This is a genomic window from Hansschlegelia quercus (assembly GCF_004310425.1).
Classification (GTDB): Bacteria; Pseudomonadota; Alphaproteobacteria; order Rhizobiales; family Methylopilaceae; genus Methylopila; species Methylopila quercus.
Map to the genome: position 1 here is coordinate 255,508 of NZ_SIUB01000002.1, position 25,200 is coordinate 280,707.

Below are 25,200 nucleotides of genomic sequence, written 5' to 3' on the forward strand. Positions count from 1 at the left end.
AAACGAAACCGCGGGCCGAAGTCGGTCGTCTCCCGCGCAAGCGGAAGGCTGAGGCGCAAGCGCGGACAAGCCGAAGTCGCCGCCGCTTTGACCTCGCAAGGCCGCACGTTATAAGCCGCGCGCCTCTACCCATTACCCATTGCTTCGCCCGCGTCGTCGAGACGGCGCGCCGCGCACCTCAAACAACAAGGCGTCATCCATGGCCCTCGAACGCACCTTCTCCATCATCAAGCCGGACGCGACCCGCCGGAACATCACCGGCAAGGTGCTCTCAATCATCGAGGCGTCGGGCCTGCGCGTCGTCGCGCAGAAGCGCATCCAGATGACCAAGGAGCAGGCGCAGGGCTTCTACGCCGTTCATAAAGAGCGCCCGTTCTTCGGCGAACTCGTCGACTTCATGATCTCGGGCCCGGTCGTCGTGCAGGTGCTCGAGGGCGAAGACGCGATCGCCAAGTACCGCGAAGTCATGGGCGCGACCAATCCGGCGAACGCCGCCCCGGGCACGATCCGCAAGGAGCTCGCAGAGTCGATCGAGGCCAACACGGTGCACGGCTCCGACGCGTCCGAGACCGCTAAGGAGGAGATCAAGTATTTCTTCCAGGATCACGAGATCGTCGGCTGATCCGGCCGCTCTCGCGCTCTAGTTCATGATCGCCGGCCGACGCGGGAAGTCCGCGCCGGCCGGCGCTGCGTTTCCGGGAGGAAGGCATGGAATTCACTTTCGCGTTCGACCAGCCGACTTTCTGGATTTCGCTGCTTCAGATCATCTGGATCGATCTGCTGCTCTCGGGCGACAATGCGGTCGTCATCGCGCTCGCCTGCCGCAAACTCCCGGCCGATCAGCGCAAGCTCGGCATCCTGCTGGGCGCCGGCGCCGCAGTCGTCCTGCGCATCATCTTCGCCTTCTTCATCACCTTCCTGCTCGGCGTGCCCTTCCTGAAGGTCGCGGGCGGCCTGCTGCTGTTCTGGATCGCGATCAAGCTCGCGACCGACGAGCACGAGGACCACGCCGACGTTGAGGCGAGCTCCAACCTCTGGGGCGCGGTCCGCACGATCGCGATCGCCGACGCCGTGATGAGCCTCGACAACGTGGTCGCGATCGCCGCCGCCGCGAAGGGTCACCCCGAGCTCTTCATCTTCGGCCTGCTGCTCACGATTCCGCTGATCGTGGCGGGCTCCACGGTGCTCAGCGCGATCTTGCAGAAATTCCCGATCCTGGTGTGGTTCGGCGCGGCGCTGCTCGGCTGGATCGCGGGCGAGATGATCCTCGGCGACGTGATCGTGACCAACTGGCTGCAGGGTTACGACCCCGGGCTGGTCGTTCCCGACCTTGAGCATGGCGGAGCAGCGACCGCTGTCAAGTGGCTGCACTACCTTGCGGCCGCCGCAGGCGCGATCTTCGTGGTCGCCCTCGGCTACGTCATCAAGCGCCGGCGGCACACGACCGCGGAAGGCACGATCAAGGACGCTTCATAAGGCTCGGGATGGGCGAAACGTCCATCCATGAAAAACGGCCGGCGAGTGATCGCCGGTCGTTTTCTTTAAGCCGCCGGCTGAGCCGCGGGCTAAGGCCAGACGAGCGCCGTCGCGTCGGCATCGCCGCCCGCGTCCACCAGCGCCTTGCCGTCGGTGACGCGCACGCGGCCTTCCGCCCAGAGCTTCAGAGCTCGGACGTAGAGCAGATGCTCGGCCGCGAGCACGCGGGCAGCCAGCGCATCCTCGTCGTCGCCGTCGAGCACGGGCACCGCGGCCTGGGCGATGATCGGACCCGAATCCATCTCCGCGGTTACGATATGCACCGTGCAGCCGTGGAGCTTCACTCCAGCTGCGAGCGCGCGGGCGTGCGTGTCGAGGCCCTTGAAACTCGGCAGCAGAGCCGGATGGATGTTGATCAGCCGTCCCGCCCAGCCCTCGATGAAGCCGTCGGTGAGGATGCGCATGAAGCCCGCGAGGCAGACGAGGTCCGGCTCGAACGAGCGGATCGCCTTATCGAGCGCGGCGTCGAACTCCGCCCGGCTCCCGTAGGCCTTGTGGTCGACGATTGCGGTCGCGATGCCCGCCCGTTCGGCGATCGTCAGCGCCCCCGCGCCCGGCCGGTTGGAGATGACGGCGACGATCCCGGCGGGGAAGTCGGGCTCGGCCGCGGCGGCGTCGATCAGCGCCGCCATGTTGGAGCCGCGGCCCGAGACGAGGACGACGACCCGCGTCTTCGTCATGCGAGGTCGAGCGCGCCTGAGAAGCGCACAGGATCGTCGGCCGCGGAAATCGGGACGATCTCGCCTATTCGCGCAACCGCCTCGCCTTCTTCTGTCAGCAGCGCTGCGACCTCGTCCGCAGCGTCAGCCGCGACGACGACGACCATGCCGACGCCGCAGTTGAAGGTGCGCAGCATCTCGGCCTCCGCCACGCCGCCGGCCCTAGCCAGCCAGCCGAACACGGCGGGCGGCGTGATCGCGCCGAGGTCGATCGCCGCGCCGAGACCGTCGGGCAGTACGCGCGGCAGATTGTCGGGCAGGCCGCCGCCGGTGATGTGGGCGAGCGCTTTGATGGCGAGGCCAGCCTTCAGCGCCTTGAGCAGCGATCGAACGTAGATCTTGGTTGGCGTCAGCAGCGCGCGACCGAGCGTCGGGTGCTCCGAGAACGGGGAGGGGGCCTCGAGCGTCAGCCCCGAGCGAGCGACAATGCGGCGGACGAGCGAGAAGCCGTTCGAATGCACGCCCGACGAGGCGAGCGCGAGCAGGACGTCACCCGCCGTGACGTCGCGGCGCGGCAGCAGCTTGCCGCGTTCCGCCGCGCCGACCGCGAAACCGGCAAGGTCGTAGTCGCCGTCGGGGTACATGCCCGGCATCTCGGCCGTCTCGCCGCCGATCAGCGCGCAGCCGGCGTCCATGCAGCCGGTCGCGATGCCCTTCACGACGTCGTAGGCGGTGTCGCCGGAAAGCTTTCCGCAGGCGAAATAGTCGAGGAAGAACAGCGGCTCGGCGCCCTGCACGACGACGTCGTTGACGGACATCGCGACGAGGTCGACGCCGACCGTATCGTGGATGCCGGTCTCGATCGCGATCTTGAGCTTTGTGCCGACGCCGTCATTGGCGGCGACGAGCACCGGGTCGGTGAAGCCCGCGGCCTTGAGGTCGAACAGGCCGCCGAAGCCGCCGATCTCGGCGTCCGCGCCGGTGCGGCGTGTGGCGCGCACCAGCGCCTTGAGGCGCTCGACGAGCGCGTTGCCGGCGTCGATGTCGACGCCCGCGTCGGCGTAGGTCAGGCCGCCGCCGCTCGATTGATTTTCGGCCATTTCCCGCCCCGACGCTTGTCCGCCGCCCCCTTAGACCGGCATGGCCGGAACCGCAACCAGGGGGTTCTTTGCCGGTGAGGCTGTCGCTCTTATTTCATTCAGTGTCACGGCCTGAGAAACCGTGCGTGCTTCGAGACGCCCGCTAGCGCGGGCTCCTCAGCATGAGGAGGTCTGCGCTTTGGCTTCTCTCCACGGCCCTCATGCTGAGGAAGCTCGGAGGGCCGTCTCGAAGCACGCAGCACAAGCGCCGAGCGCCCAAACAAACTGGAGACGAACGCCACGTGAACCTGCCGAACCTCCTCACGATCGCACGCATCTTCAGCGTGCCTCTGCTCGTCTGGCTGATCGCGAGCGGCCAGCCGCTGGCGGCGTTCTGGCTGTTCGCGCTCGCAGGCGTCACGGATGGGCTCGACGGTTATCTCGCGCGGACCCGCAACCAGAAGACGGAGCTCGGCGCCTATCTCGACGCGGTCGCCGACAAGGCTCTGCTGGTCTCGATCTATGTGACGCTCGGGGTCTTGCTCGAGATCCCGCGGCTGCTGGCGATCGCGGTCGTGTTTCGCGACGTCGTCATCATCGGCGGCGTACTCGTCGCCTGGCTAGTGGCGCGGCCGCTGCCGATCGTCCCGCTCGCCGTGAGCAAGCTGAACACCGTCGCGCAAATCGTGTTTGCGGGCTTCATCCTCGGATCGGACGGTTTCGGGCTCAGCCTGCCGCTGGCGGAGACGATGGGCGCTTGGGGCGTGGGCGGCTTGACGCTCGCCTCGGCCGCCGCCTATCTCGTGGCCTTCATCCGTCACATGGCGCTGACGGAGCCGGCCGCGCCGGGCGACCAGGAGAGAGCGCCATGAACTTCCAGCGACAGGCTCTGTTCTGGCTCGCGGCGCTGCTGGCGGTGGCGTTCTTCCTCTATCTGTTCTCAGGCATCCTGCTGCCCTTCGTCGCCGGCTTGGCGCTCGCTTACCTGCTCGATCCCGTCGCCGATCGGCTGGAGCGCCTCGGCCTGCCGCGCGTCGCGGGGACGTTGGTGATCCTCACTTCCGTCGTCCTCGTGCTCGTGCTCGCCATCGTGCTCGTCGCGCCGCTGCTCGCTGGGCAGATCTCAAACTTCATCGAGAAGCTGCCCGCCACCGTCGCCCGGCTCCAAGAATTGCTCGCGGTGCAGTCCGACAGTTTCCTCGGCCGCATGGTCGGGCAGGGCATCGGCCAGGCAAAGGCGTCCCTCGGCGCTATCGTGGGAGAGGGCATCAACTGGGCGACCTCGTTTCTCGCCTCGCTCTGGGCAAGCGGACAGGCGCTGGTTTCTCTGGCCAGCCTCATCGTCGTGACGCCGGTCGTCGCCTTCTACATGCTGATCGACTGGGACCGGATGATCGATCAGGTCGACGCCTGGACGCCGCTTCAGCACCGCGAGACCGTCCGGCGGCTCGCCCGCGAAATGGACGACAGCATCGCCGGCTTCGTTCGCGGTCAGGCGCTCGTCTGTCTCATCCTCGGCACCTTCTACGCAATCGCGCTGACGATCGTCGGCCTGAACTTCGGACTGGTGATCGGCCTCGGCGCCGGCCTGCTCGGCTTCATCCCTTACGTCGGCTCCCTGACCGGCTTGCTGGTCTCCGTCGGCGTCGCGATCGTGCAGTTCTGGCCGGACTGGACGATGGTGGCGCTCGTGCTCGGCATCTTCGTCTTCGGCCAGTTCGTCGAGGGCAACATCCTGCAGCCGCGCCTCGTCGGGCGCTCGGTCGGCCTGCATCCGGTCTGGCTGATGTTCGCTCTCGTCGCCTTCGGCTACCTCATGGGCTTCGTCGGGCTGCTGGTCGCCGTGCCTCTCGCCGCGGCGCTCGGCGTGCTCGCGCGCTTCGCCGTCCAGCGCTATCTGGAGAGCCCGTTTTATACCGGGCGCCAGGGGCCGACTGTCCTGCCCGGCGGGCCCCAGACCTCGAGCCTGTTCGCACCGAACCCGCGGATCGACAGGCCGCAGGCGGCGCCGGACGTCTCCGGGGAGACGTGATGGCGCGCGAGGCGCCCCGCCAGATCCCGCTCGCCCTGCCGCACGAGCCGCGGCTCGGCGCCGACGACTATCTTGTCGGTTCGGCGAACGAAGCCGCGCATGCGCTGGTGACGGGATGGCCGGCATGGCCGGACAAGGTGCTGCTCCTCGTCGGCGACGAGGGCGCCGGCAAGACGCATCTGGCCTCGATGTGGGCGGAGCAGGCGTCCGCCGTCGAGGCGACCGACCCCGAGGAGGCCGCGCGCCGGATCCTCGAGGAGAGCATTGCGCCGACGTTTGTCGAGGATGTCGACAGCGTGGACGAGACCGGGCTGTTCCATCTCCTGAACGCGGCGCGCGAGCGGAACGCCTATCTCCTTCTGACCGCCCGCATGGGTCCTTCGCTGCTCTGGCCGACGCTGCCCGATCTAGCTTCCAGGCTGAGGGCTCTGCCCCAAGCGCGACTGGAGCCGCCGGAGGAGGCCATGGTCCAGGCGGTGCTGGTCAAGCTGCTCGACGAGCGCCAGCTCCGGGTGGACGCGGATGTGGTGGCCTTCATCGCGCGCAGATGCGATCGTTCTCTTGGCTCCGTGCGGCGTGTGGTCGACGCGCTCGATCATGAGTCGCTGGCGCGCGGCCGCGCAGTTGGCCGGGGCCTTGCCGGCGACGTCCTCGCCCGCCTGCTCGACGAAGAGGATTGAATGGACGCCGCCGATCCTTCCGACCCTAAGCCTTCCGGCGTCGCCAAGCCGTCACAGGAACGTCGTATGCAGCCGCGCGGCCGCCGCCGGGCCGCCGTGAAACGCGACGCTGTGAGAGACGAGTCCATGAACGAGATCGCTCAGGTTCCGCCGCGCGCCGAGATCGCCGGCGTCGAGCTCGCCACTCCTGCGATCGTCGAAACGCCGCCGCCAGTGGGCGATCCGTCGCGCTTCGTGAACCGTGAAATTTCCTGGATCGGCTTCAACAGGCGCGTGTTGGAGGAGGCCTCAAACCTCAACCATCCCGTACTGGAGCAGCTCCGCTTCCTCTCGATCTCCGCGAACAATCTCGACGAGTTCTTCATGGTCCGCGTCGCGGGGCTACGCGGCCAGTTCAAGTCGGGACTGACGGAGCGTTCGCCGGACGGGTTGACCCCGGGCGAGCAGTTGATCCGCATCGGCGAGGTGGTGTCCTCGCTTGCGCACGATCAGCAGAAACGCTGGCTGGAGCTGCGCAGCCAGCTCGCCGAGGCGCAGATCCATCTGATCGAGGGCCCTGGCCTGTCAAAGTCCGAGATGCTGTGGCTCGAAGACTATTTTCTGAACTACGTTTTTCCCGTGCTGACCCCGCTGGCGGTCGATCCGGCGCATCCCTTCCCGTTCATCCCCAATCTCGGCTTCACGATCGCGCTCAACCTGACGCGCCAGAGCGACGGCCGCGCCCTGAACGCGCTGATCCGCATGCCGGCGCGCGTCGAGCGCTTCATCCGCCTGCCGGAAGGCGAGCCGGGGGCCCGCTTCATCAGCCTGGAGCAGGTCATCGGCCTGTTCATCCAGCGCCTGTTCCCCGGCTATGTCGTGAAGGGCCAAGCCGGCTTCCGCGTGATCCGCGACAGCGATCTCGAGGTCGAAGAGGAGGCGGAGGATCTCGTCCGCACCTTCGAGAGCGCGCTGAAGCGCCGCCGCCGCGGCTCGGTAATCCGCCTCGAAGTCGAGAACACGATGCCGCCGGAGCTGCGCGCCTTCGTAATCGACGCGCTCGACGTAACCGATGACGAGGTCTTCGTGGTCGACGGCGTGCTGGCTCTCGGCGATCTCAGCCAGATCGTCTCAATCGATCGGCCGGAGCTCAAGTTCAAGGCGTATAACCCGCGCTTCCCGGAACGGGTCCGCGAGGCCGGCGGCGACTGCTTCGCGGCCATCCGGGAGAAGGACTTCGTCGTCCACCACCCCTACGAATCGTTCGACGTGGTGGTGCAGTTCCTGAACCAGGCCGCCCGCGATCCGAACGTCGTCGCGATCAAGCAGACGCTCTATCGGACCTCGTCCGACAGCCCGATCGTCCGCGCGCTGGCGGAGGCTGCCGAGGCCGGCAAGTCGGTGACGGCGCTGGTCGAGCTCAAGGCGCGGTTCGACGAGGAGGCCAACATCCGCTGGTCGCGCGATCTGGAGCGCGCCGGCGTGCAGGTGGTGTTCGGCTTCATCGAGCTGAAGACGCACTCCAAGCTGTCGCTGGTCGTGCGCCGCGAGGCCGGCGGCTTAACCACCTATTGTCACGTCGGCACCGGAAACTACCATCCGGTTACGGCCAAGATTTACACGGACTTGTCTTTCTTTACCGCCGATCCGGTGATCGGCCGTGACGTCGGGCGCCTGTTCAACTTCATCACGGGCTATGCGGAGCCGGACGAACTCGAGCGCATGGCGGCCTCGCCGGCGACGCTTCGCAAGGTCTTCCTCGGCCGCGTCCGCGAGGAGATCGAGCACGCCAAGGCCGGCCGCCCGGCCGCGATCTGGGGCAAGTGCAACAGCCTCGTCGATCCGCAGATCATCGACGCGCTCTACGAGGCGAGCGAAGCCGGCGTGAAGATCGACTTCGTCGTGCGCGGCATGTGCTCGCTGAGGCCCGGCGTCCCCGGCCTGTCCGAAAACATCCGCGTAAAATCGATCGTCGGGCGCTTCCTGGAGCACAGCCGGATCTACGCGTTTGGCGGAGGCTACGGCTTGCCGTCGCCGCAGGCCCACGTGTACATCGCCTCGGCCGACCTTATGCAACGCAACCTCGATCGGCGCGTCGAGGCGATGCTTCCGATCCTCAACCCCACCGTTCACGAACAGGTCCTCGACCAGATCATGGTCGCGAACCTGAAGGACAACCAGCAGAGCTGGACCCTGCTTCCGGACGGCTCCTCGCGCCGCATCGCCCCGGCCGAGGGCGAGGAGCCCTTCAACGCGCATCAGTATTTCATGACCAATCCAAGCCTTTCCGGTCGCGGAAAATCCGTGAAGACGAGTTCGCCGCGCAGGCTCGCCAAGCGTGGATAAAGGCGGAAAGAAGAGCGCCCCGCTCCCCGACGCGCCGGGCGAGACGGAGACGCCTTACGCCGCAGCCGGCAAACGGCCGCTGACGCCGGGCAGGCTGCCCTATGGACCGCCCGTCGCGATCGTGGACATCGGCTCCAATTCCGTGCGCCTCGTGGTCTACGAGGGCCTGTCCCGCGCGCCGACTGCGATGTTCAACGAAAAGGAGCTCTGCGCGCTCGGCCGGTCGCTCGCGACAACCAATCGGCTCGCCGACGAATCGGTCGCCAAAGCGCTGTCCGCGCTGAGGCGCTTCAGGACGTTGGCCGACGGTATGGGCGTCAGCCGCATGTACGTGCTCGCGACCGCCGCCGCGCGGGACGCCGAGAACGGAGGCGAGTTCATCCGCGAGGCTGAGCGCATCTGCCGCGAGCCGGTCCAGTTGCTGTCCGGAGCGCGCGAGGCCCGCTTGTCGGCGTTCGGCGTCGTCTCCGGCGTGTTCCGGCCCGATGGGGTGGTGGGCGATCTCGGCGGCGGCAGCCTCGAACTAATCGACGTATCCAAGAACCGCGTCGGCCACGGCGACACCTATCCGCTCGGCGGTATCCGGCTGCAGGACATCTCCGACAAGTCGATCAAGAAGGCGGACCGCGTCGTGCGCGACGCGCTCGAAGGCTCCAAGCAGCTGGACCGTGTGAAAGGCAGGGCTTTCTACGCCGTCGGCGGCACGTGGCGCGCGTTGGCACATCTTCACATGATGCAGAAGAACTATCCGCTGCACGTTCTCCACGGCTACACGATCCCGGCCCGCGAGGCGCTGGAGTTCTGCCGTCTCGTCCGGCGCGTCGATCCCGACACGCTGAGCGCGATCAGCGTCGTCTCCTCCGAGCGCCGCCCGCTGCTCGCCTATGGCGCGCTGGTGCTTGAGCACATCATCCGCATCGGCAAGCCGCGCGACGTCGTGATGTCCGGCCTCGGGGTCCGCGAAGGCTTGCTCTACGAACTGCTCGACGAGGAGGGCCGCCGCGAGGATGCGCTTATCTCGTCCGCGCGCGACCTCGGCTGGCTGCGCGCCCGCGCGCCGCGCCATGGCGACGACCTCGTGGAATGGACCGATCGTCTGTTCCGAAGCTGCGACATCGAAGAGGAGGCGGAGGAGCGCCGCTGGCGCCACGCCGCCTGCCATCTCTCCGACATCGCCTGGCGCGTACATCCCGACTATCGCGGCGAGCAGGCCCTCGACGTCATCGCGCACGGGGCCTTCGTCGGCGTCGACCATCCCGGCCGGGCCTATATGGCGCTCGCGATCTTCTACCGGCACATGGGCCTGCTCGACGACGAAGCGAGCCCGCGCATCCGCGAGCTCGCCTCGACCCGCATCCTCGACCGGGCGCGCACGCTCGGCGCCGCGATGCGCGTCGCCTATCTGGTCTCGGCCTCCGTGCCCGGCGTGCTGCTGCGCGCGCCGCTGACCGTGAAGAAGGACGTTCTGACGCTCCGGCTGCCGAACGAACTGGGCGATCTCGAAAGCGAGCGCCTGCGGAACCGCCTGTCGAAGCTCGGCAAGATCCTCGGCCGGCGCACCGCGATCGTCGCGATCTGACGATGGCCGAGGAGCGCGGCGCGGCGTCCTCTAATCGAACCGGGCAGAGGCTGGCCAGCTACATCCTGCCGGCTTCGGGCACGATGATCGGCATCTGCACCACGCTGGTGGGCCTCGTGAAGATCGTCGAGAGCCGGTCGGGTCCGAGCGTCGTGGACGAGTACGGCGCGGCCATCGCCGTCGCCTTCCTGTTCAGCGCGCTGTTCTCCTATCTCTCGATCAGGCTCTCGGAAGGAGCGCCGACGCTCGGGCGTCGCTGCGAGCGGGTCGCTGACTTCGCCTTCCTGCTCGGCCTCGTCTGCCTGGTCGGCCTCATCGGGCTGTTCGCCTTCGAAGCCATCTGAGGGCGTTCAGCCCTCGACCGGCTCGCTCTCGACCGCGTTTTCTGGACGGCGGCCGCGGCCGCGCCTGGGGCGCGGCGCCGGCAGCGGGCCATCTTCTCCAGGCTCACGATCCAGCGTAACGACACGGCCGCGTTCGATCGCGAGCGCAAGCGTGCCGGCCTTCAGCTTCAGCGCGTGTTCGCCGAACAGTTCCCGCCGCCAGCCGGCGAGCGCAGCAACGTCCGCCTCGTCGTCCGCCGCGATGCGCTCGAGGTCCTCGACATTGGCGATGATCTTCGGGGCGACCGCATTGCGCTCGGCGATCATGCGCAGCAGCACCTTGAGAAGCTCGACCGTCGCGGGATTGGCGACGTGTCCGGCGCGGTCACGCTCGATCTGGGGCAGGGTGGCGGGATCGCGCTCGGCGGCGCGGCCGACGGCCTCCAGGATCTCCTGTCCGGCGCGGGAGCGTTCGTAGCCCTTCGGAAACGCGCGTAACGATCCCAGAGCTTCGACATTGCGCGGCGCACGGGTCGCGACCTCGATCAAGGCGTCGTCCTTCAGCACCCGCGAGCGCGGCACGTCGCGGCCTTGCGCCTCGCGCTCGCGCCAGGCCGCGACCTCCATCATCACAGCGAGATCGCGCGGCTTCTTCAGGCGAGACGCGAAGCGCCGCCAGGCGTCGTCGGGATGCGCGGCGTAGGTCGCGGGGGAGGTGAGGGTCTCCATCTCCTCGACGAGCCAGTCGGCGCGACCGCGCTTCGCGAGATCGGCGGAGAGCTTTGCGTAGACGTTCCTGAGATGCGTCACGTCCGCGATCGCGTAGGTGATCTGGTCTTCGGAAAGCGGGCGGCGGCTCCAGTCGGTGAAGCGCGACGACTTGTCGAGCGCGACGCCGGTCGTCCGCTGAACCAGCTGGTCGTAGGAGACCGAGTCGCCATAGCCGAGCACCATTGCCGCGACCTGCGTGTCGAACACGGGGTGCGGCACGTGGCCCGAGAGGTGATGGAAGATCTCGATGTCCTGCCGGCCGGAATGGAAGACCTTGAGCACGCTCTCAGTCGCCATCAGCTCGAACAAAGGGGCGAGGTCGATGCCGGGCGCCAGGGCGTCGATCACCACCGGCCCTTCCTCGTCGGCGAGCTGAACCACGCAGAGCTTCGGCCAGAAGGTCGTCTCGCGTAGGAACTCGGTGTCCACCGTCACGAAGTCGGCGCGCGCCATGCGGGCGCAGGTTGCGGCGAGCGCGTCTGTCGAGGTGATCATCGTCATCGAAACCCGCTATAGCCGAGCGCGAACGGCTTGTCTGCCGGCCGCGCGTTCTTGACAAGGTCTGGACCCCATGCCGTGGTCCGGCCGCTTTTCAAGGCGGCTGCGCCGGCCGCCAAAGACCGGGACTGATCGACGATGCATCGCTACCGCACCCATACCTGCGGCGAACTCCGGTCCGCCCATGTCGGCGAGACCGTCCGGATCTCCGGCTGGGTCCACCGCGTGCGCGACCATGGCGGCGTGCTGTTCATCGATCTGCGCGACCATTACGGCCTCACCCAGGTCGTGGTCGATCCCGACAGTCCCGCGTTCAAGATGGCCGAGACCGTGCGTTCCGAGTGGGTCATCCGTTGCGACGGTCGCCTGCGCGCGCGCCCTGCGGGAACGGAGAACGCGGACCTGCCCACGGGTCAGGTCGAGCTCTATTGCACCGAGATCGAGACGCTCGGCGCCGCGGCCGAGCTGCCGCTGCCGGTGTTCGGCGATCAGGATTATCCGGAGGAGACGCGGCTCCGTTACCGCTTCCTCGATCTCCGTCGCGAGAAGCTGCACCGGAACATCATGACGCGCGGCGCGATCATCGACGCCATGCGCTCCAAGATGAAGGGGCAGGGGTTCTTCGAGTTCCAGACGCCGATCCTCACTGCGTCGAGCCCTGAAGGCGCGCGCGACTTCCTGGTGCCGAGCCGCATCCATCCGGGCAAGTTCTATGCGCTGCCGCAGGCGCCGCAGCAGTACAAGCAGCTGATCATGATGAGCGGCTTTGACCGCTACTTCCAGATCGCGCCCTGCTTCCGCGACGAGGACCCGCGCGCCGACCGTCTGCCGGGCGAGTTCTACCAGCTCGACCTCGAAATGAGCTTCGTGGAGCAGGAGGACGTTTTCGCCGCCGTCGAGCCGGTGATCACCGGCGTGTTCGAGGACTTCGCCGACGGCAAGCCGGTGACCAAGAAGTGGCCGCGCATCCCCTACGCCGAGTCGATGCGGAAATACGGCACGGACAAGCCGGATTTGCGCAACCCGCTGGTGATGCAGGACGTCTCGGAGCATTTCCGCGGCTCGAACTTCAAGGTCTTCGCGCGGATGCTGGAGACCGAGGGCGCGCAGGTCTGGGCGATCCCCGGGCCGACCGGCGGCAGCCGCGCCTTCTGCGACCGTATGAACTCTTGGGCGCAGAGCGAAGGCCAGCCGGGCCTCGGCTACGTCATGTGGCGCGAAGGCGGGGAGGGCGCAGGCCCGATCGCGAACAACATCGGCCCGGAGCGCACCGCGGCGATCCGCGAGCAGCTCGGCCTCAAGGACGGTGACGCCGCGTTCTTCGTGGCAGGCGACCCGTCGAAGTTCGTGCGCTTCGCAGGGCTTGCGCGGACCAAGGTCGGCGAAGAGCTGAAGCTCGTCGATTTCGACCGCTTTGAGCTCGCCTGGATCGTCGACTTCCCGATGTACGAGTGGAACGAGGACGAGAAGAAGGTCGACTTCTCGCACAACCCCTTCTCGATGCCGCAGGGCGGGCTCGACGCGCTGAACGGCCAAGACCCGCTGACCATCAAGGCGTTCCAGTACGACATCGCCTGCAACGGCTACGAGATCGCCTCCGGCGGCATCCGCAACCACCGCCCCGAGGCGATGGTGAAGGCCTTCGAGATCGCCGGCTATGGCGAGGAGACGGTGGTCGAGCGCTTCGGCGGCATGTACCGCGCGTTCCAATACGGCGCGCCGCCGCATGGCGGCATGGCGGCCGGCGTGGACCGCATCGTCATGCTGCTCACCGGCGTGACCAATTTGCGCGAGATCTCGATCTTCCCGATGAACCAGCAAGCGCTCGATCTGCTGATGGGCTCGCCGTCGGAAGTCTCGCCGAAGCAACTCAAGGACCTACACATCCGCCTCGCGCAGCCGCCGCAGCCGGCCGCCAGATCGGCCTAGGGGCTTCAGCGTCGGTTGAAGACCCGGACGTCAATGGTCTGGGCGATACCGGCCGGGCCGAGGTTCAGCGACTGCAGGAAATCGATCAGCCGGACTTCCGCGTCTCTCGGGTCGACGGAGACCACGATCGAACGCGGCTCGCGGATGAAGCCCGCGAGCGCTGCGGCCGACTGGACCGCGGGCGGGCCGAACAGACGCGCGAACTCCTCCTGCGTCCGTTCGGCTAGCGCGGCCCTGAACTGGTCTTCCGGCTGTCCGGCCCGCGCGGCCGCGCGCTTCAGCAACGTCTCGAAGCCCCCGTCGTTCTCGATGGTGAAGCGGAAGGGCTCCAGCACGATCGACGAGAACTTCTCGAACATCGCAGCGCCCGCGCTCATCGCGAGAGTGGGATCGACCTCCCCAAACGCGCCCTTGGCATGAACCGCGCCGACGCCTTCGAATTTTACCTTCAAGGCGTCGAGCGCCAGCTCCCGCCGGGTCAGGTCGAAGCTCAGCGACGCCATCCCGCTGCCTTCGAGCCTATCGAGGGCCGCCGCTTCGAGCAGCCGGCGGAATGAGGTGTCGGCCGCTCCTGTCGCATTGAGGTTCGAGAACCGCGCCGTCACCTTCTGCGGGACGTCGTCGAGCGGCGCGTCCAGGACGATGTCGGCCTTCGCCACCTCCAGCGCGCCGACGGCGTTCTTGGCGTCGGCGCCCGTCAACGAAATCTGCGCGATGCGCGGCGCAGTGCGGATGATCTCCTCTGTCGTCGGCCGCGTCTGCAGCATGACCTCGTTCCGTCCGACACGCGCGCCGTATTCGGCGATGCGCGATGCGTCGAAACGCTCGAGCTCGAAGCTTCGTGCAGCGATGTCGCTGGCGTCGTCGGGCGCGTAGCGAACGCCGTCCGCCCGGATCCGCTCCAGTCGGGCGTCCGCGTAGCCCTCCAGAGCAAAGCTGTCGGCCCGTCCGGAGCGGCGGGCGCCGTCAGCGCCACGCGATTCGATCGTGATTTCACGCGCTCCGATCGACGCGAACGAAAAAGCGCGTGCGGCGTCGACGACAACTGCGATGCGTTGGCGGTTGTCGGCGGGCGTTGCGGGCTCGTCGGAGTCCAGCTTGGCGATCACGTCGTCGATAACCGCAAAAGGAAAGCCAAGAGCGCGAAGCCTGAAATCCTCCGCGAACGCTCCCTTCGCGGAAGCGCGCCAGGCGCCGTCCGGTCTCATTCCCGCGCGGATCGTCAGTTCGTCTATCGCGAGGGACCGGAGGAGGACTTCGCGGTCGCCCGCGCCGTCGCCCGCATAGAAGCGCCAGAGCGTCGGCAGGCTGAGCGACTTTGCGACGAGCTTCGAGCCGGTGAGCGTCAGGCCTTCCGTCCGCACCGCGCGGCCCGGCTTCAGGTTCGGCGCGGTGACGGAGGCGGACCCGATCATCATCGTGTCGAGCACCCCATTCGAGATGCGACTGATCGTGACGTCCTTGAACGTCCGGGTGATTTTGGTGCGCGTCTCCGTAATCTCGATCGACGGCGCGCTCGCCTCCGCGCTCGAAATGCTCGCGATGATTTCGGCCTGGCTTCGAGCCGACGAGCCGATGCCGGGCGTGGCGACCAGCCCGCGGGAGAGCCCGGAATAATCGCGGGCTTCGAAACGAGGGATTATGGTTTCACCGAGCGTCGACTCCACCCGGATGTGTTCGGCCACGACGCGCTCCGCCGTCAGGTTGTCGTCGACCTGCCACGGACGCACGATCGTCAGCGATCCGATCTGGATGCGGGATCTTCCGCCGGGGGGATCAATTGAGATGTCGTGAACGGTCACCGAGCGCGCGCCAATGTCGACCGACACCTCGCCGCGATCGGCCACCGCGGTGCTGAGGCGGCGAATTCGGCCAAGCGTCTTATCGACCTCTCGCTCGGCCACGTACTGGGCCACGGTGGGCGCGGAGGCGACGGAGATCGCGGCAAGAGCCGCAAGAGCGGCGACGCTCGCGATGATCGTCCGAAGCCTTATCCGCATGCCTTGCTTCTCCGCTCCAGCAGGTGATCCTCGGCCGCCGTCATGGCCTCGCCTCGTCGTCGGACCAAACGATGGCCAGGGTAAGGGCTTGTCGGTTGATTCGCCGTCTGATCGCTTGACCGGCATACGACGAAAGGCCATTGCCCATCCAAGCGCCGATTTCAGGCGCGCCAGCTGGGGAGCGCCTGATGGCCATCGAGATGTCCGAAGACCTACGCACGGGCGCGCTGGTGTATCACCGCGGCTCGACGAGCACGGGCTCTCGGCCGGGCAAGATCGAGATCAAGGCGACCAAGCCCCTGGGCAACCAGCGCGATCTCGCGCTCGCTTATTCCCCCGGCGTGGCCGCGGCATGCGACGCGATCGCCGAAAACCCCGACATGGCCGCCGAACTCACCATTCGGCAAAACCTGGTCGCGGTGCTCTCGAATGGCACGGCCGTGCTCGGCATGGGCGATATCGGGCCACTCGCGAGCAAGCCAGTGATGGAGGGCAAGGCGGTCCTTTTCAAGAAATTCGCCGGGATCGACGTCTTCGACATCGAGGTCGCCGAGAAGGACGCCAAGCGGCTCATCGAAGTTGTGTGCGCGCTCGAGCCGACCTTCGGCGGGATCAACCTCGAGGACATCAAGGCTCCGGAATGCTTTGAGGTCGAGGAGGCCTGTAAGGCCCGCATGGGTATCCCGGTGTTCCACGACGACCAGCACGGCACCGCGATCATCGTCGCGGCCGCCATCGTCAACGGGCTCGAGATCGCGAACAAGAAGCTTTCCGAGGTCAAGGTCGTGACGTCGGGCGCGGGCGCCGCGGCGCTGGCCTGCCTCAATCTGCTCGTCACGCTCGGCGCCAAGCGCGAGAACATCTGGGTCACCGACATCGAAGGGGTCGTCTACGAGGGCCGCGAGGCGCTCATGGACCGCTGGAAGAGCGTCTACGCCCAGAAGACGACCAAGCGGACGCTGGGCGAGGTTATCGACGGCGCTGACGTGTTCCTCGGTCTGTCCGCCGGCGGGGTTCTGAAGGTCGACATGGTCAAGCGCATGGCGCCGCAGCCGATGATCATGGCGCTCGCAAACCCTGTCCCCGAAATCATGCCGGACCTTGCCCGGGAGGCGAGCCCGGGCGCGATGATCTGCACCGGCCGTTCGGACTTCCCGAACCAGGTCAACAACGTCCTCTGCTTCCCCTACATCTTCCGCGGAGCGCTGGACGTCGGCGCGACGACCATCAACGAGGCGATGAAGGCCGCGGCGGTGCAGGCGATCGCGGCGCTTGCGCGCGAGCCGTCCTCCGACGTCGTCAGCCAGGCCTATGGCGGCGTCACGCGCCTGTTCGGGCCGGACTCGCTGATCCCGAGCCCGTTCGATCCACGCCTTATTTTGCGCATCGCGCCGGCTGTCGCGCGCGCCGCGATGGAGACCGGCGTAGCCCGGCGGCCTATCGCGGACTTCCGCGCCTATGAGGAACAGCTCAACCGCTTCGTGTTCCGCTCCGGCTTCGTCATGAAGCCGGTATTCGCGGCAGCCCGTGCGACCCCCAAGCGGGTGATCTACGCCGAAGGCGAGGACGAGCGGGCGCTGCGGGCCTCGCAGGTTGCGCTTGAGGAGGGTATCGCGACGCCGATCCTGATCGGTCGTCCTCACGTGATCGACGTGCGCGCCCGTCGCTTCGGCCTGACCTTCAAGCCGGGAATCGACGTCGAGATCATCAATCCCGAAGACGACCGCCGCTACCGCGACTACGTCTCGCTCTATGTCGAGCGCGCCGGACGGAGCGGCGTCAGCCCCGACCGCGCGCGCACAATCGTGCGCACCAACTCCACCGTCATCGCGGCGCTCGCCGTCCAGCGCGGCGACGCCGACGCCATGATCTGCGGGCTGGAGGGCCGCTTCCGCGAGCATCTTCAGGCGATCGATGAGGTGATCGGCAAAGCGCCCGAGGTGCCAAACTACTCGGCGCTTGCGCTGCTGATCAGTGGCCGCGGCGCGTATTTTCTCGCCGATCCCTATGTCATCCCGGAGCCGGACGCCCGCACCGTCGCGGATTGCGCGATCCTGTGCGCGAAGAGCGTCGCGCGGTTCGGTCTGACGCCGAAGATCGCGCTGCTTTCGCACGCCAATTTCGGGGCGGACGACACGGTTTCGGCCCGGAAGATGCGAGACGCGCTCGCTCTGATCAGGAAGGCCGCGCCCGACCTCGAGGTCGACGGCGAGATGACCGGCGACGTCGCCCTTCGTCCCGAACTTCGGGAGCGGGTGATGCCGAACTCGCTTTTGTCGGGCGAGGCGAACCTGCTGATCTTCCCCAACCTCGACGCCGCGCACATCGCGGTCCAGCTCATCAAATCGCTGGCGGACGCTCTCCCGGTTGGGCCGATCCTGATCGGCGCGGCGAAGCCGGCTCACATTCTGACTCCGTCCGTGACGGCGCGTGGCATCGTCAACATGACTGCGCTGGCGGTCGTCGAGGCTCAGGTGCAGTCGCCGGCATGATGGAAACCACCGCTTAGGCTCGTATTAAGCAAAAAGCCGTACCGTCGTGCCCGGAAAAGCGATCCTGCTTCGTCCGGGCAAGGCGGGACTGTGGCGCAAGACGGCGGACATTCGTGGAAGAGGGCCCTTCTGACGGGTCTCGCGATCGCCGCCGGCCCGATTATCGGCCTCAACGCGCTGCTCGCCATGAACATCGCCGCCACCTCGCAGAGCGAGGTGGACGAGATCGCCGCCAAGGTGCTGACCGTCGCCGAGCGCCGCCTCGACGAGTCGGCGGCCATGCTGATCTCGATGGGCATGAAGGGCGTCGCCAAATGCGCCGACCTCAGCCGGGAGGTCGCTCTCGGCTCTCCGCTCCAGGCGCCGTCGGCTAGCGAAGTCGGCTTCGTCGATCCTCAGGGCGTCGCGCGATGCGCCGCATTCGGCCAGCCGCGCGTGGTCAGGCTGACCTCTGCCGAGCACGGGACGACCAACCCCGACGTCTTTCTGTCGACCGTCCGCATCGGCGAGACCAGTCCTCAGCAGTTCGTCCGCCTGCAATGGCGCAACCCGGATGGCAGCGCCTTGCGGGTGCTCGTGCCGGGCGAGAATCTTCTGCCGGAGTTCCTTCGCAGCGCCGTCGGTGCCTCCTTCATTGTCGAACTGGTCATGATCGACGGCGGCCAGATCACGCGCCGTTACCTCGACCCGCTGCTCATGAACGAACAGCCGTCCATCATTCCCAAGATCTCGGCGCGCGCCGCTTCGCAGCGCTATCCGATGAAGGTCGAGATCGAGGTGCCGGGCGCGGCCACCGCCAAGGCCAACGAGGGGTTGTTCCTCTACGCCAACCTTTGCAGCCTGGTGTTCGCCGCGGTCGTCGCCACGGTCGCGATCCTGATCAGCCGCCGATCGGGCGGGCCGGTTCGCGAGATCGCCGACGGCATCCGGCGCGGCGAGTTCGTGCCCTACTACCAGCCGGTGATCGACATCGTCACCGGCAGGCTCAAGGGATGCGAGGTGCTGGTCCGCTGGCGCAAGCCTGACGGCCGTATGGCGCCCCCCGGCTCGTTCATCGGCCTGGCGGAAGCGAGCGACCAGATATTCCCGCTGACCCGGGCGCTGATGGAATCGGCGCGCGACGATCTCGGCGAGGCCTACCGCGCGCGGCCGGGATTGAAGGTCGGCTTCAACCTCGTCGCTCGCCATTTCGACGACGTCTCGATCGTCGACGACGTCGAGCGCATCTTCGCGGGCTCGCCGATCGGCATGGGCCAGCTGATGTTCGAGGTGACCGAGCGCCAGCCCCTGACCGATATCCCGCGCGCCCGTATCGTGATCTCGAAGCTGCAGGCGCTCGGCGCGCGCGTCGCGCTCGACGACGTCGGCACCGGCCATGGCGGGCTGTCCTACCTGCTGAAGCTCGGCGTCGACGTCATGAAGATGGACAAGATGTTCGTCGACGCCATCGGCACCAGCCGGTACTCGGTCGCCATCGTCGACAGCCTCGTGCGGCTCGCGAGCGACATGAACCTCGATCTCATCGCCGAAGGCGTCGAGACGATCGAGCAGGTCGAATACCTCCGCGGCAAGGGCGTGCGGATGGCGCAGGGCTACGTGTTCGCGCCGCCGCTGCCGGCCTCGTCCTACCTCGCGCTCGTCAAGGCGATGACGCCTGACGTGGCGGAGGCGCCCCGGGCCGCGCGCACCGCCGCCTGAAGCGTTCCGGTAACGATCCCGTGGTCACTTCTGTGAAAGCATCTGGTCGCGCGCGATCCGCAGCCTACAATGCGCTTCATCTCAATCGGAGTTACGCCCATGAAGAAGACGGCCTCGATCATCGCGGTTTCCGCCCTCGCCCTTGGCCTTGGCGCCTGCGGCGAAACCCGCAATGAGCGCACCCTGAGCGGCGCGCTTATCGGCACCGGAGTCGGCGCGGCCGCCGGCGGCATCATCACTGGCAGGGCGAGCGGCGCGCTTGTGGGCGGCGCCCTTGGCGCGGCCGGCGGCGCTGTCGTCGGTTCTCAGCAGCCCGGCCCGGAGCGTCGCCGCGCGCGTTGCTATGAAACCAACCGCTACGGCGAGCGCTACCGCGTCGCTTGCTGATTTCAAAGTGACGAAAAACTTGGGCGGTTGAGCTTGGGCGGGCGCTTCTTGGAGCGCCCGCCTTTTTTATTGGCCGCGCCGCGCGGCGCTCGCGAAGCGCCTGGCCTCATCGGCGGCGCGGAACAGAGCCTTGGCCTTGTTGACGCATTCCGCCTGTTCGGATGCAGGGGATGAATCCGCGACGATCCCGGCGCCCGCCTGGACGTGGATACGGCCATTCTTCACGACGGCCGTTCTCAGCACGATACAGGTGTCCATTTCGCCGTTCGCGCCGAAATAGCCGACGCAGCCGGCATAAACGCCGCGCTTGTCCTTCTCGAGTTCGTCGATGATCTGCATCGCCCGCACCTTGGGCGCGCCGGAGACCGTGCCCGCGGGAAAGCCTGCGACCAGCGCGTCGAGCGCGTCGTGCGGCGCCGCAAGGCGGCCCTCGACGTTCGAGACGATGTGCATGACCTGGCTGTAGTACTCGAGGAAGAATTGGTCGGTGACCGTCACCGACCCGATCTCCGCAACCCGCCCGACGTCGTTGCGGCCGAGATCGAGCAGCATGAGGTGCTCGGCCCGCTCCTTCGGGTCGGCGAGGAGCTCGGCCGCCAGTTCCTGGTCGAGCGTCGGCGTCGCGCCGCGCGGCCTCGTGCCGGCGATCGGACGGATCGTGACCTTGCCGTCGCGCGCCCGGACCAGGATTTCGGGGCTCGATCCGACGATCTGGAAGCCGCCGAAGTCGAGATGGACCAGGAAGGGGGCCGGGTTGGTCCGCCGCAAAGCCCTGTAGAGGGCAAAGGCCGGCAGATCGAACGGCGCCTCGAAGCGTTGGGACAGCACGACCTGGAAGATGTCGCCGGCCGCGATGTACTCCTTCGCGCGCTCGACCATCGCCTCATATTCCTGGGGCGAGGTGTTGGAGACCAGGTCATAGCCTTCGCCGGCCTGCTGCGGCGTCGGCTCCTTCGGGACGGCGCGGTCGAGGCCGTCGACGACTTCCGTCAGCCGGTCGACCGCGCGGGCGTGCGCGAACTCCGCGGAGACGCCCGGCGTCGGCCGCGCAGGGGCCACGACGGTGATCTCATCCCTCACCGAATCGAACACGACAATCACCGTCGGCCGCATGAGCACCGCGTCCGGCACGTCCAGGACGTCGCGGTTCGGCGCCCCGATGTTCTCCATCTCGCGGACCATGTCGTAGCCGAGATAGCCGAACACCCCGGCCGCCATGGGCGGCAGGTTTTCGCGGAGTTCGATCCGTGAGGCGGCGAGCAAGGCGCGCAACGCCTCGAGCGGCGGCTCTGCGCATGGCTTGAAGGCGTCGAGGTCGGTCAAAGCCTCGACGTTCACCTCGGCGCGGCCGTCGCGTGAGCGCCAGAGCACGTCCGGCTTGAGCCCGATCATCGAATAGCGGCCGCGGGTCGCGCCGCCTTCGACCGATTCGAGCAGGAAGGCGTTGGGCCGGCCCTCGGCGAGCTTCAGATACGCCGAGACCGGCGTCTCGAGATCGCCGACGAGGGTGGTCGAGACCACCTGAGGCCGGCCTGCCTCGTACGCCCCCCGAAACTCCTCAAGATCGGGAAGGACAAGCATCAGCTGGCGCCGCCGCCGGTCACCTGCGCGATCGCCCCGGTGTCGAAGCGCGTGCCGAGATCCTGCCGCAGCTTCTGCACGAAGGCGGTGACGATGTCGTTCGCGATCGTCTGTGCGATCCGGTCCGCCTGCTCATTCGGCTGGGCGGTCGCCGGATCGTAAGGCCGATCGTTCACGGATGTGACCTTGAAGACGAGGCGGGAGCCGGTCTCGTCGGCCGCGGTCGCGCCGAAGCCTTCGACCGGCGTCTGGAAGATCGGGGTAGCCTGAGCGGGCTTGATGGAAGGCGCGCCGCCACTCCTTGTGGTTTCCGCCTGCTCGACCGAGGCCTTCTGCTCGCCCGCGACCTTGTCGAGGGTGGCGCCGTTCCGAAGTTCCGCCAGCGCCGCTTCGGTGCGGGCGTCGAGGCGCTTACGGGCCTCCTCCTCGCGCCAGCGGGCCTCGACGTCCGCGCGCGCGTCCTCGAACAGGCGATCGCGCGGCGGCGTCACGCCGCGCACGTCGTACCAGGCAAAGGAATCGGGGCCACCGATCGGCGACGTCTCGGCGCCCGGATCGGTCGCGAAGATCTTCGAGAGCAGCTCGTTCTTCTGCGGCAGGTCCGCGATCTCGACGCCGTCGGGGCCGCGGCCCTCGCGATCCACGGCGTCGATGACGCGGAGCTGCAGGTTGTTGGTCTTGGCGACCTCGTCGAGCGTCGCCCCGCCGAGCCGGGCGTCGTCGATCTTGTCGTGGATCGTCTTGACCTGGCCGTTCGCGCGCTCGCCGGCGACCGCCGCGCGGATGTCGTCACGCACGTCCTCGAACGGCTTCACATGCTCCTGCTGGATCCCCGTGACGCGCAACAGCACGACGGAGTAGGCGCCCTCGACGGGCTGGCTCACCTCGCCCCGCTTCAACGCGAAAGCGGCGTCGGCGATCGTGGCGTCGAGCATCTGCGACTTGGTGAGGTCGCCGAGATAGGCGTCCTCAGGCTTCATCTTCCGCTGAAGCATGATCTGCTCGAACGGCGCGCCGGCCTTGACCCGCTCGTAGGCGTCCTTCGCTTCCGCCACGCTGGGGAAGACGACCTGTTCGATCGAGCGCTTCTCGAGGTCGGAATAGCTCGGCCGGTTCTTGTCGTAATAGGCGCGGAGCTCCTCGTCGGACACCTGAATCCCGGCGGCGATCGCCTGCGCGTCGAGCGCGACGACGGCGACCTTTCGGTACTCCGGGAGGCGGAAGCTCAGCTTGCGCTCGTCGTAGAACGCCTTGAGCTGCTCGGGGGCAGGGGCCGGCACGGAAGCGGCCGCCTCGGGCTTCAGTTCGACATAGGACACCGAGCGGCTGTCGGCCTCATAGGCGTGCAGCGCTTGGCGAAGCGCGACGGGCGGCTCGATGCCGCCGCTCAGCGCGTCGGTCAGCTGCTTGCGTGCCGTGAAGGTGCGCTGAAGGTTGAGATATGCGTTCTCGCTCAGATTGTTCTGACGCAAGATTTCGTTGAACGTCGTCCGGTCGAATCCGCCGGTCGGGCCGCGGAACACCTCGTCGTTCTGGATCTCGCGCGCGACCTCCTCATCGCTCACGGAGAGGCCGAGGCTCTGGACGCGGGCGTCGATCGCCGCCTCGTTCACGAGATTGCCGAGCACGCGCTCGCCCACGCCGGCCATCTGCGCCTGTTCGGGCGTGATCACGCGTTTCGCCTGCTGGCCGATGCGCCGGAGCTCCATCGCGTAGGCGTTGCGGAACTCGTCGACGGAGATGCTGCGGTCGCCGACGATGGCGGCATTTTTCGCAGCGCCTCCAACGCGGAACACGTCTGCGATGCCCCAGATGGCGAAGCTGAGGACCAGCAGGCCAAGGAACACCTTGGCGACCCAACCGGCCGCGCCTGAGCGAAGCGTCTGAAGCATTCCGTGTTCCAGCCCGAACGTCCGCGCCGACAACCGGCTCGGAAAAAGTGGGCGCGACGTTAGCTGCGCGCCCGGAGTCGCCGCAAATCGCAAGAGCGGGAGGAATTTGCAAGCGCCGCGGCTTCTGCTAGGTCGCGAGCCCCAGCCTTCGCGCTCATCGGAGCGCCTTCAAGGAGACGCCCGTCCATGCCGACGTCGAAGCGCAAGCCCCTGATCGCCGGCAACTGGAAGATGAACGGGCTGGGATCTTCGGCCCCGGAATTCGTCACGGTTATAGGCGCTTACATGGGGCCGATGCGGCACGCGGTGGACCTGATGGTATTCCCCCCGGCGACGCTGCTCACGAGCTTCGCGACTGCGACGCGAGGGGCCGGGGTGCTCGTCGGCGCGCAGGACTGCCATCCCGAGCCGAATGGCCCCTATACCGGCGACATTTCCGCCGAGATGATCGCCGACGCCGGTGGCAAGGCGGTGATCGTCGGCCATTCCGAACGTCGCGCGGATCACAGCGAGACCGACGCGCTGATCCGCTCCAAGGCCGAGGCCGCCTTCCGCGCCGGGTTGGTCGCGATCGTCTGCGTGGGAGAGACGGCGGACGAGCGAGAACAAAAACGGGCGGCAGCGGTGGTAGGCGAACAGCTCCAGGGCTCCCTGCCGGATGCGGCGAAGGCGGAAAACCTCGTCGTGGCCTACGAGCCGGTCTGGGCCATCGGTTCGGGTCTTACCCCGACCATCGCCGAGGTCGAGGAGATGCACGGCTTCATCCGCGCCGAACTCGCCAAGCGCTTCGGCGCTGAGAGCGACAAGTTTCGTATCCTCTACGGCGGCTCGGTGAAGCCCGCCAACGCGGCCGAGATCCTGACCGCGGCCGACGTCGACGGCGCGCTGGTGGGCGGCGCGAGCCTCAAGGCTGCCGACTTCCTGGCGATCGCCAAGGCCGCCCAGCGATAGCGGCCGCCGCCTGGAGCTTGCAAAACCCGGCGTTCGGCCAAACGTGTCGGTAGCCGGTTGGCGCTTCGTGGTGTAAGGAGCGCCTTCTGCGCAGGTCGTCCCCGCGCGAACCTCTTTGCGATAGAGCCATGCTGCAGACCGTCCTCATCGTCATCCACCTCATGATCGTGCTGTCGCTGGTGGTGGTCGTGCTGCTCCAGAAATCCGAAGGCGGCGCGCTCGGCATCGGCGGGGGCGGCGGCTTCATGGCCGGCCGCAGCCAGTCGAACCCACTGACGCGTCTCACGGCCTATCTGGCTGGCGGCTTCTTCGTCACCAGCATGGCACTGACGGTCGTCGCAGGCTACGGCGGCGGGTCGGTGTTCGACCGGCTGCACCCGACCGCGCCTGTCCCGCAGGCGGCGCCGGGCGGCCCCTCCGCCCCGCTCGGCACCGGGCAGGGCGGCATCCTTCAGCAGCTGAAGCAGCAGACCAAGGAAGACGGCGCCGGCGCGCCGCCGCAGCCGTCCTTCGCAGCCCCAACCGCGCAGAACAACAGCGAACCGGTGCCGCAGCCGCAGGGCGCCGCGCCGATCACGCCGCAGGTCTCTGATCCCAAGGAGAGCGGCTCCAAGGATGAGGTCCGCTCCGGACCGGCCCAGCAGACTGAGCCCGGCAGGGCAGGCGCGGAACAGACGCCTGCCAATGGCGGCGGGACGCCTGCGACGAGCGGAGAGCAGCCGGAACCGGCCCAGCCGAAGCCGCAGCCCTGATTTCGCGCGAAACATCAGTAAAAGCAAAAGGCCCGG

The 25,200-nt window shown here is 67.5% G+C and carries 19 protein-coding genes and 1 pseudogene; 14 read left to right on the forward strand and 6 right to left on the reverse strand.

Annotation, left to right across the window (positions count from 1 at the left end):
* Positions 1–199: 199 nt before the first annotated feature.
* Both ndk and EYR15_RS05265 read left to right on the forward strand, forming a co-directional pair.
* Entirely contained in the window at positions 200–622 is a 423-nt protein-coding gene (ndk, locus tag EYR15_RS05260) for a nucleoside-diphosphate kinase (protein WP_131001847.1), read from the forward strand.
* An 86-nt stretch (positions 623–708) separates the two neighbouring features.
* Positions 709–1,476: a TerC family protein gene (locus EYR15_RS05265; RefSeq protein ID WP_131001848.1), complete on the forward strand. Its 768-nt coding sequence runs from the start codon at positions 709–711 to the stop codon at positions 1,474–1,476.
* Between the two features lie 89 nt (positions 1,477–1,565).
* Here the strand turns inward: EYR15_RS05265 and purN are convergent, their stop codons facing one another.
* Both purN and purM read right to left on the reverse strand, forming a co-directional pair.
* On the reverse strand, positions 1,566–2,216 hold the full coding sequence (purN, locus tag EYR15_RS05270; protein WP_131001849.1) for a phosphoribosylglycinamide formyltransferase: 651 nt from the start codon (positions 2,214–2,216) through the stop codon (positions 1,566–1,568).
* Positions 2,213–3,295 (reverse strand): phosphoribosylformylglycinamidine cyclo-ligase, encoded by a 1,083-nt coding sequence (gene purM / locus EYR15_RS05275; RefSeq protein WP_131001850.1) that lies wholly within the window; start codon positions 3,293–3,295, stop codon positions 2,213–2,215. The genes purN and purM overlap by 4 nt, the downstream gene beginning before the upstream one ends.
* A 281-nt stretch (positions 3,296–3,576) precedes the next feature.
* On the opposite strand from purM, the gene EYR15_RS05280 reads away from it, so the two are divergent.
* The 6 genes from EYR15_RS05280 (at position 3,577) to EYR15_RS05305 (ending at position 10,234) form a co-directional block, all read left to right on the forward strand.
* Positions 3,577–4,146 (forward strand): CDP-alcohol phosphatidyltransferase family protein, encoded by a 570-nt coding sequence (locus EYR15_RS05280; protein WP_131001851.1) that lies wholly within the window; start codon positions 3,577–3,579, stop codon positions 4,144–4,146.
* The gene (locus EYR15_RS05285; protein ID WP_131001852.1) at positions 4,143–5,306 is read left to right on the forward strand and encodes an AI-2E family transporter; all 1,164 of its coding nucleotides are present in this window, start codon (positions 4,143–4,145) and stop codon (positions 5,304–5,306) included. Before EYR15_RS05280 ends, EYR15_RS05285 begins: the two co-directional genes overlap by 4 nt.
* Complete coding sequence (locus EYR15_RS05290; RefSeq protein ID WP_131001853.1) at positions 5,306–5,986, forward strand: HdaA/DnaA family protein; 681 nt, start codon at positions 5,306–5,308, stop codon at positions 5,984–5,986. The genes EYR15_RS05285 and EYR15_RS05290 overlap by 1 nt, the downstream gene beginning before the upstream one ends.
* Before the next feature lie 126 nt (positions 5,987–6,112).
* Complete coding sequence (locus EYR15_RS05295) at positions 6,113–8,311, forward strand: RNA degradosome polyphosphate kinase (RefSeq protein WP_131001854.1); 2,199 nt, start codon at positions 6,113–6,115, stop codon at positions 8,309–8,311.
* A 79-nt stretch (positions 8,312–8,390) separates the two neighbouring features.
* A complete protein-coding gene (ppx, locus tag EYR15_RS05300) occupies positions 8,391–9,890 on the forward strand; it encodes an exopolyphosphatase (protein ID WP_131002413.1) in 1,500 nt (499 codons plus the stop codon).
* 2 nt (positions 9,891–9,892) lie between these two features.
* Entirely contained in the window at positions 9,893–10,234 is a 342-nt protein-coding gene (locus EYR15_RS05305) for a hypothetical protein (RefSeq protein WP_131001855.1), read from the forward strand.
* 6 nt (positions 10,235–10,240) lie between these two features.
* On the opposite strand, the gene rnd is transcribed toward EYR15_RS05305, so the two are convergent.
* On the reverse strand, positions 10,241–11,485 hold the full coding sequence (gene rnd, locus EYR15_RS05310) for a ribonuclease D (protein WP_131001856.1): 1,245 nt from the start codon (positions 11,483–11,485) through the stop codon (positions 10,241–10,243).
* Positions 11,486–11,620: 135 nt separating this feature from the next.
* Between rnd and aspS the strand changes: the two genes are divergently transcribed.
* Entirely contained in the window at positions 11,621–13,411 is a 1,791-nt protein-coding gene (aspS, locus tag EYR15_RS05315; RefSeq protein WP_131001857.1) for an aspartate--tRNA ligase, read from the forward strand.
* A gap of 5 nt (positions 13,412–13,416) precedes the next feature.
* Here aspS and EYR15_RS05320 read toward each other — a convergent pair whose 3' ends face one another.
* On the reverse strand, positions 13,417–15,411 hold the full coding sequence (locus EYR15_RS05320; RefSeq protein ID WP_131001858.1) for a hypothetical protein: 1,995 nt from the start codon (positions 15,409–15,411) through the stop codon (positions 13,417–13,419).
* A gap of 188 nt (positions 15,412–15,599) precedes the next feature.
* On the opposite strand from EYR15_RS05320, the gene EYR15_RS05325 reads away from it, so the two are divergent.
* The 3 genes from EYR15_RS05325 to EYR15_RS05335 all read left to right on the forward strand — a co-directional run bounded on the left by EYR15_RS05325 (position 15,600) and on the right by EYR15_RS05335 (position 19,988).
* Entirely contained in the window at positions 15,600–17,903 is a 2,304-nt protein-coding gene (locus EYR15_RS05325; protein ID WP_131001859.1) for an NADP-dependent malic enzyme, read from the forward strand.
* Between the two features lie 90 nt (positions 17,904–17,993).
* Positions 17,994–19,601 carry an EAL domain-containing protein gene (locus tag EYR15_RS05330; RefSeq protein ID WP_131001860.1) on the forward strand — a complete coding sequence of 536 codons (1,608 nt, stop codon included), beginning with the start codon at positions 17,994–17,996 and terminating at the stop codon, positions 19,599–19,601.
* Between the two features lie 99 nt (positions 19,602–19,700).
* Positions 19,701–19,988 carry a YMGG-like glycine zipper-containing protein gene (locus tag EYR15_RS05335; protein ID WP_131001861.1) on the forward strand — a complete coding sequence of 96 codons (288 nt, stop codon included), beginning with the start codon at positions 19,701–19,703 and terminating at the stop codon, positions 19,986–19,988.
* A gap of 66 nt (positions 19,989–20,054) precedes the next feature.
* Here the strand turns inward: EYR15_RS05335 and trpE are convergent, their stop codons facing one another.
* Both trpE and EYR15_RS05345 read right to left on the reverse strand, forming a co-directional pair.
* Complete coding sequence (gene trpE / locus EYR15_RS05340) at positions 20,055–21,569, reverse strand: anthranilate synthase component I (RefSeq protein ID WP_131001862.1); 1,515 nt, start codon at positions 21,567–21,569, stop codon at positions 20,055–20,057.
* Positions 21,569–23,461 (reverse strand): SurA N-terminal domain-containing protein, encoded by a 1,893-nt coding sequence (locus EYR15_RS05345; RefSeq protein ID WP_131001863.1) that lies wholly within the window; start codon positions 23,459–23,461, stop codon positions 21,569–21,571. Before EYR15_RS05345 ends, trpE begins: the two co-directional genes overlap by 1 nt.
* A gap of 186 nt (positions 23,462–23,647) precedes the next feature.
* Between EYR15_RS05345 and tpiA the strand changes: the two genes are divergently transcribed.
* On the forward strand, positions 23,648–24,412 hold the full coding sequence (tpiA, locus tag EYR15_RS05350; RefSeq protein ID WP_131001864.1) for a triose-phosphate isomerase: 765 nt from the start codon (positions 23,648–23,650) through the stop codon (positions 24,410–24,412).
* Positions 24,413–24,543: 131 nt separating this feature from the next.
* Positions 24,544–25,008: pseudogene (secG, locus tag EYR15_RS05355) on the forward strand (preprotein translocase subunit SecG); the annotation flags it as partial.
* Positions 25,009–25,200: the final 192 nt, after the last annotated feature.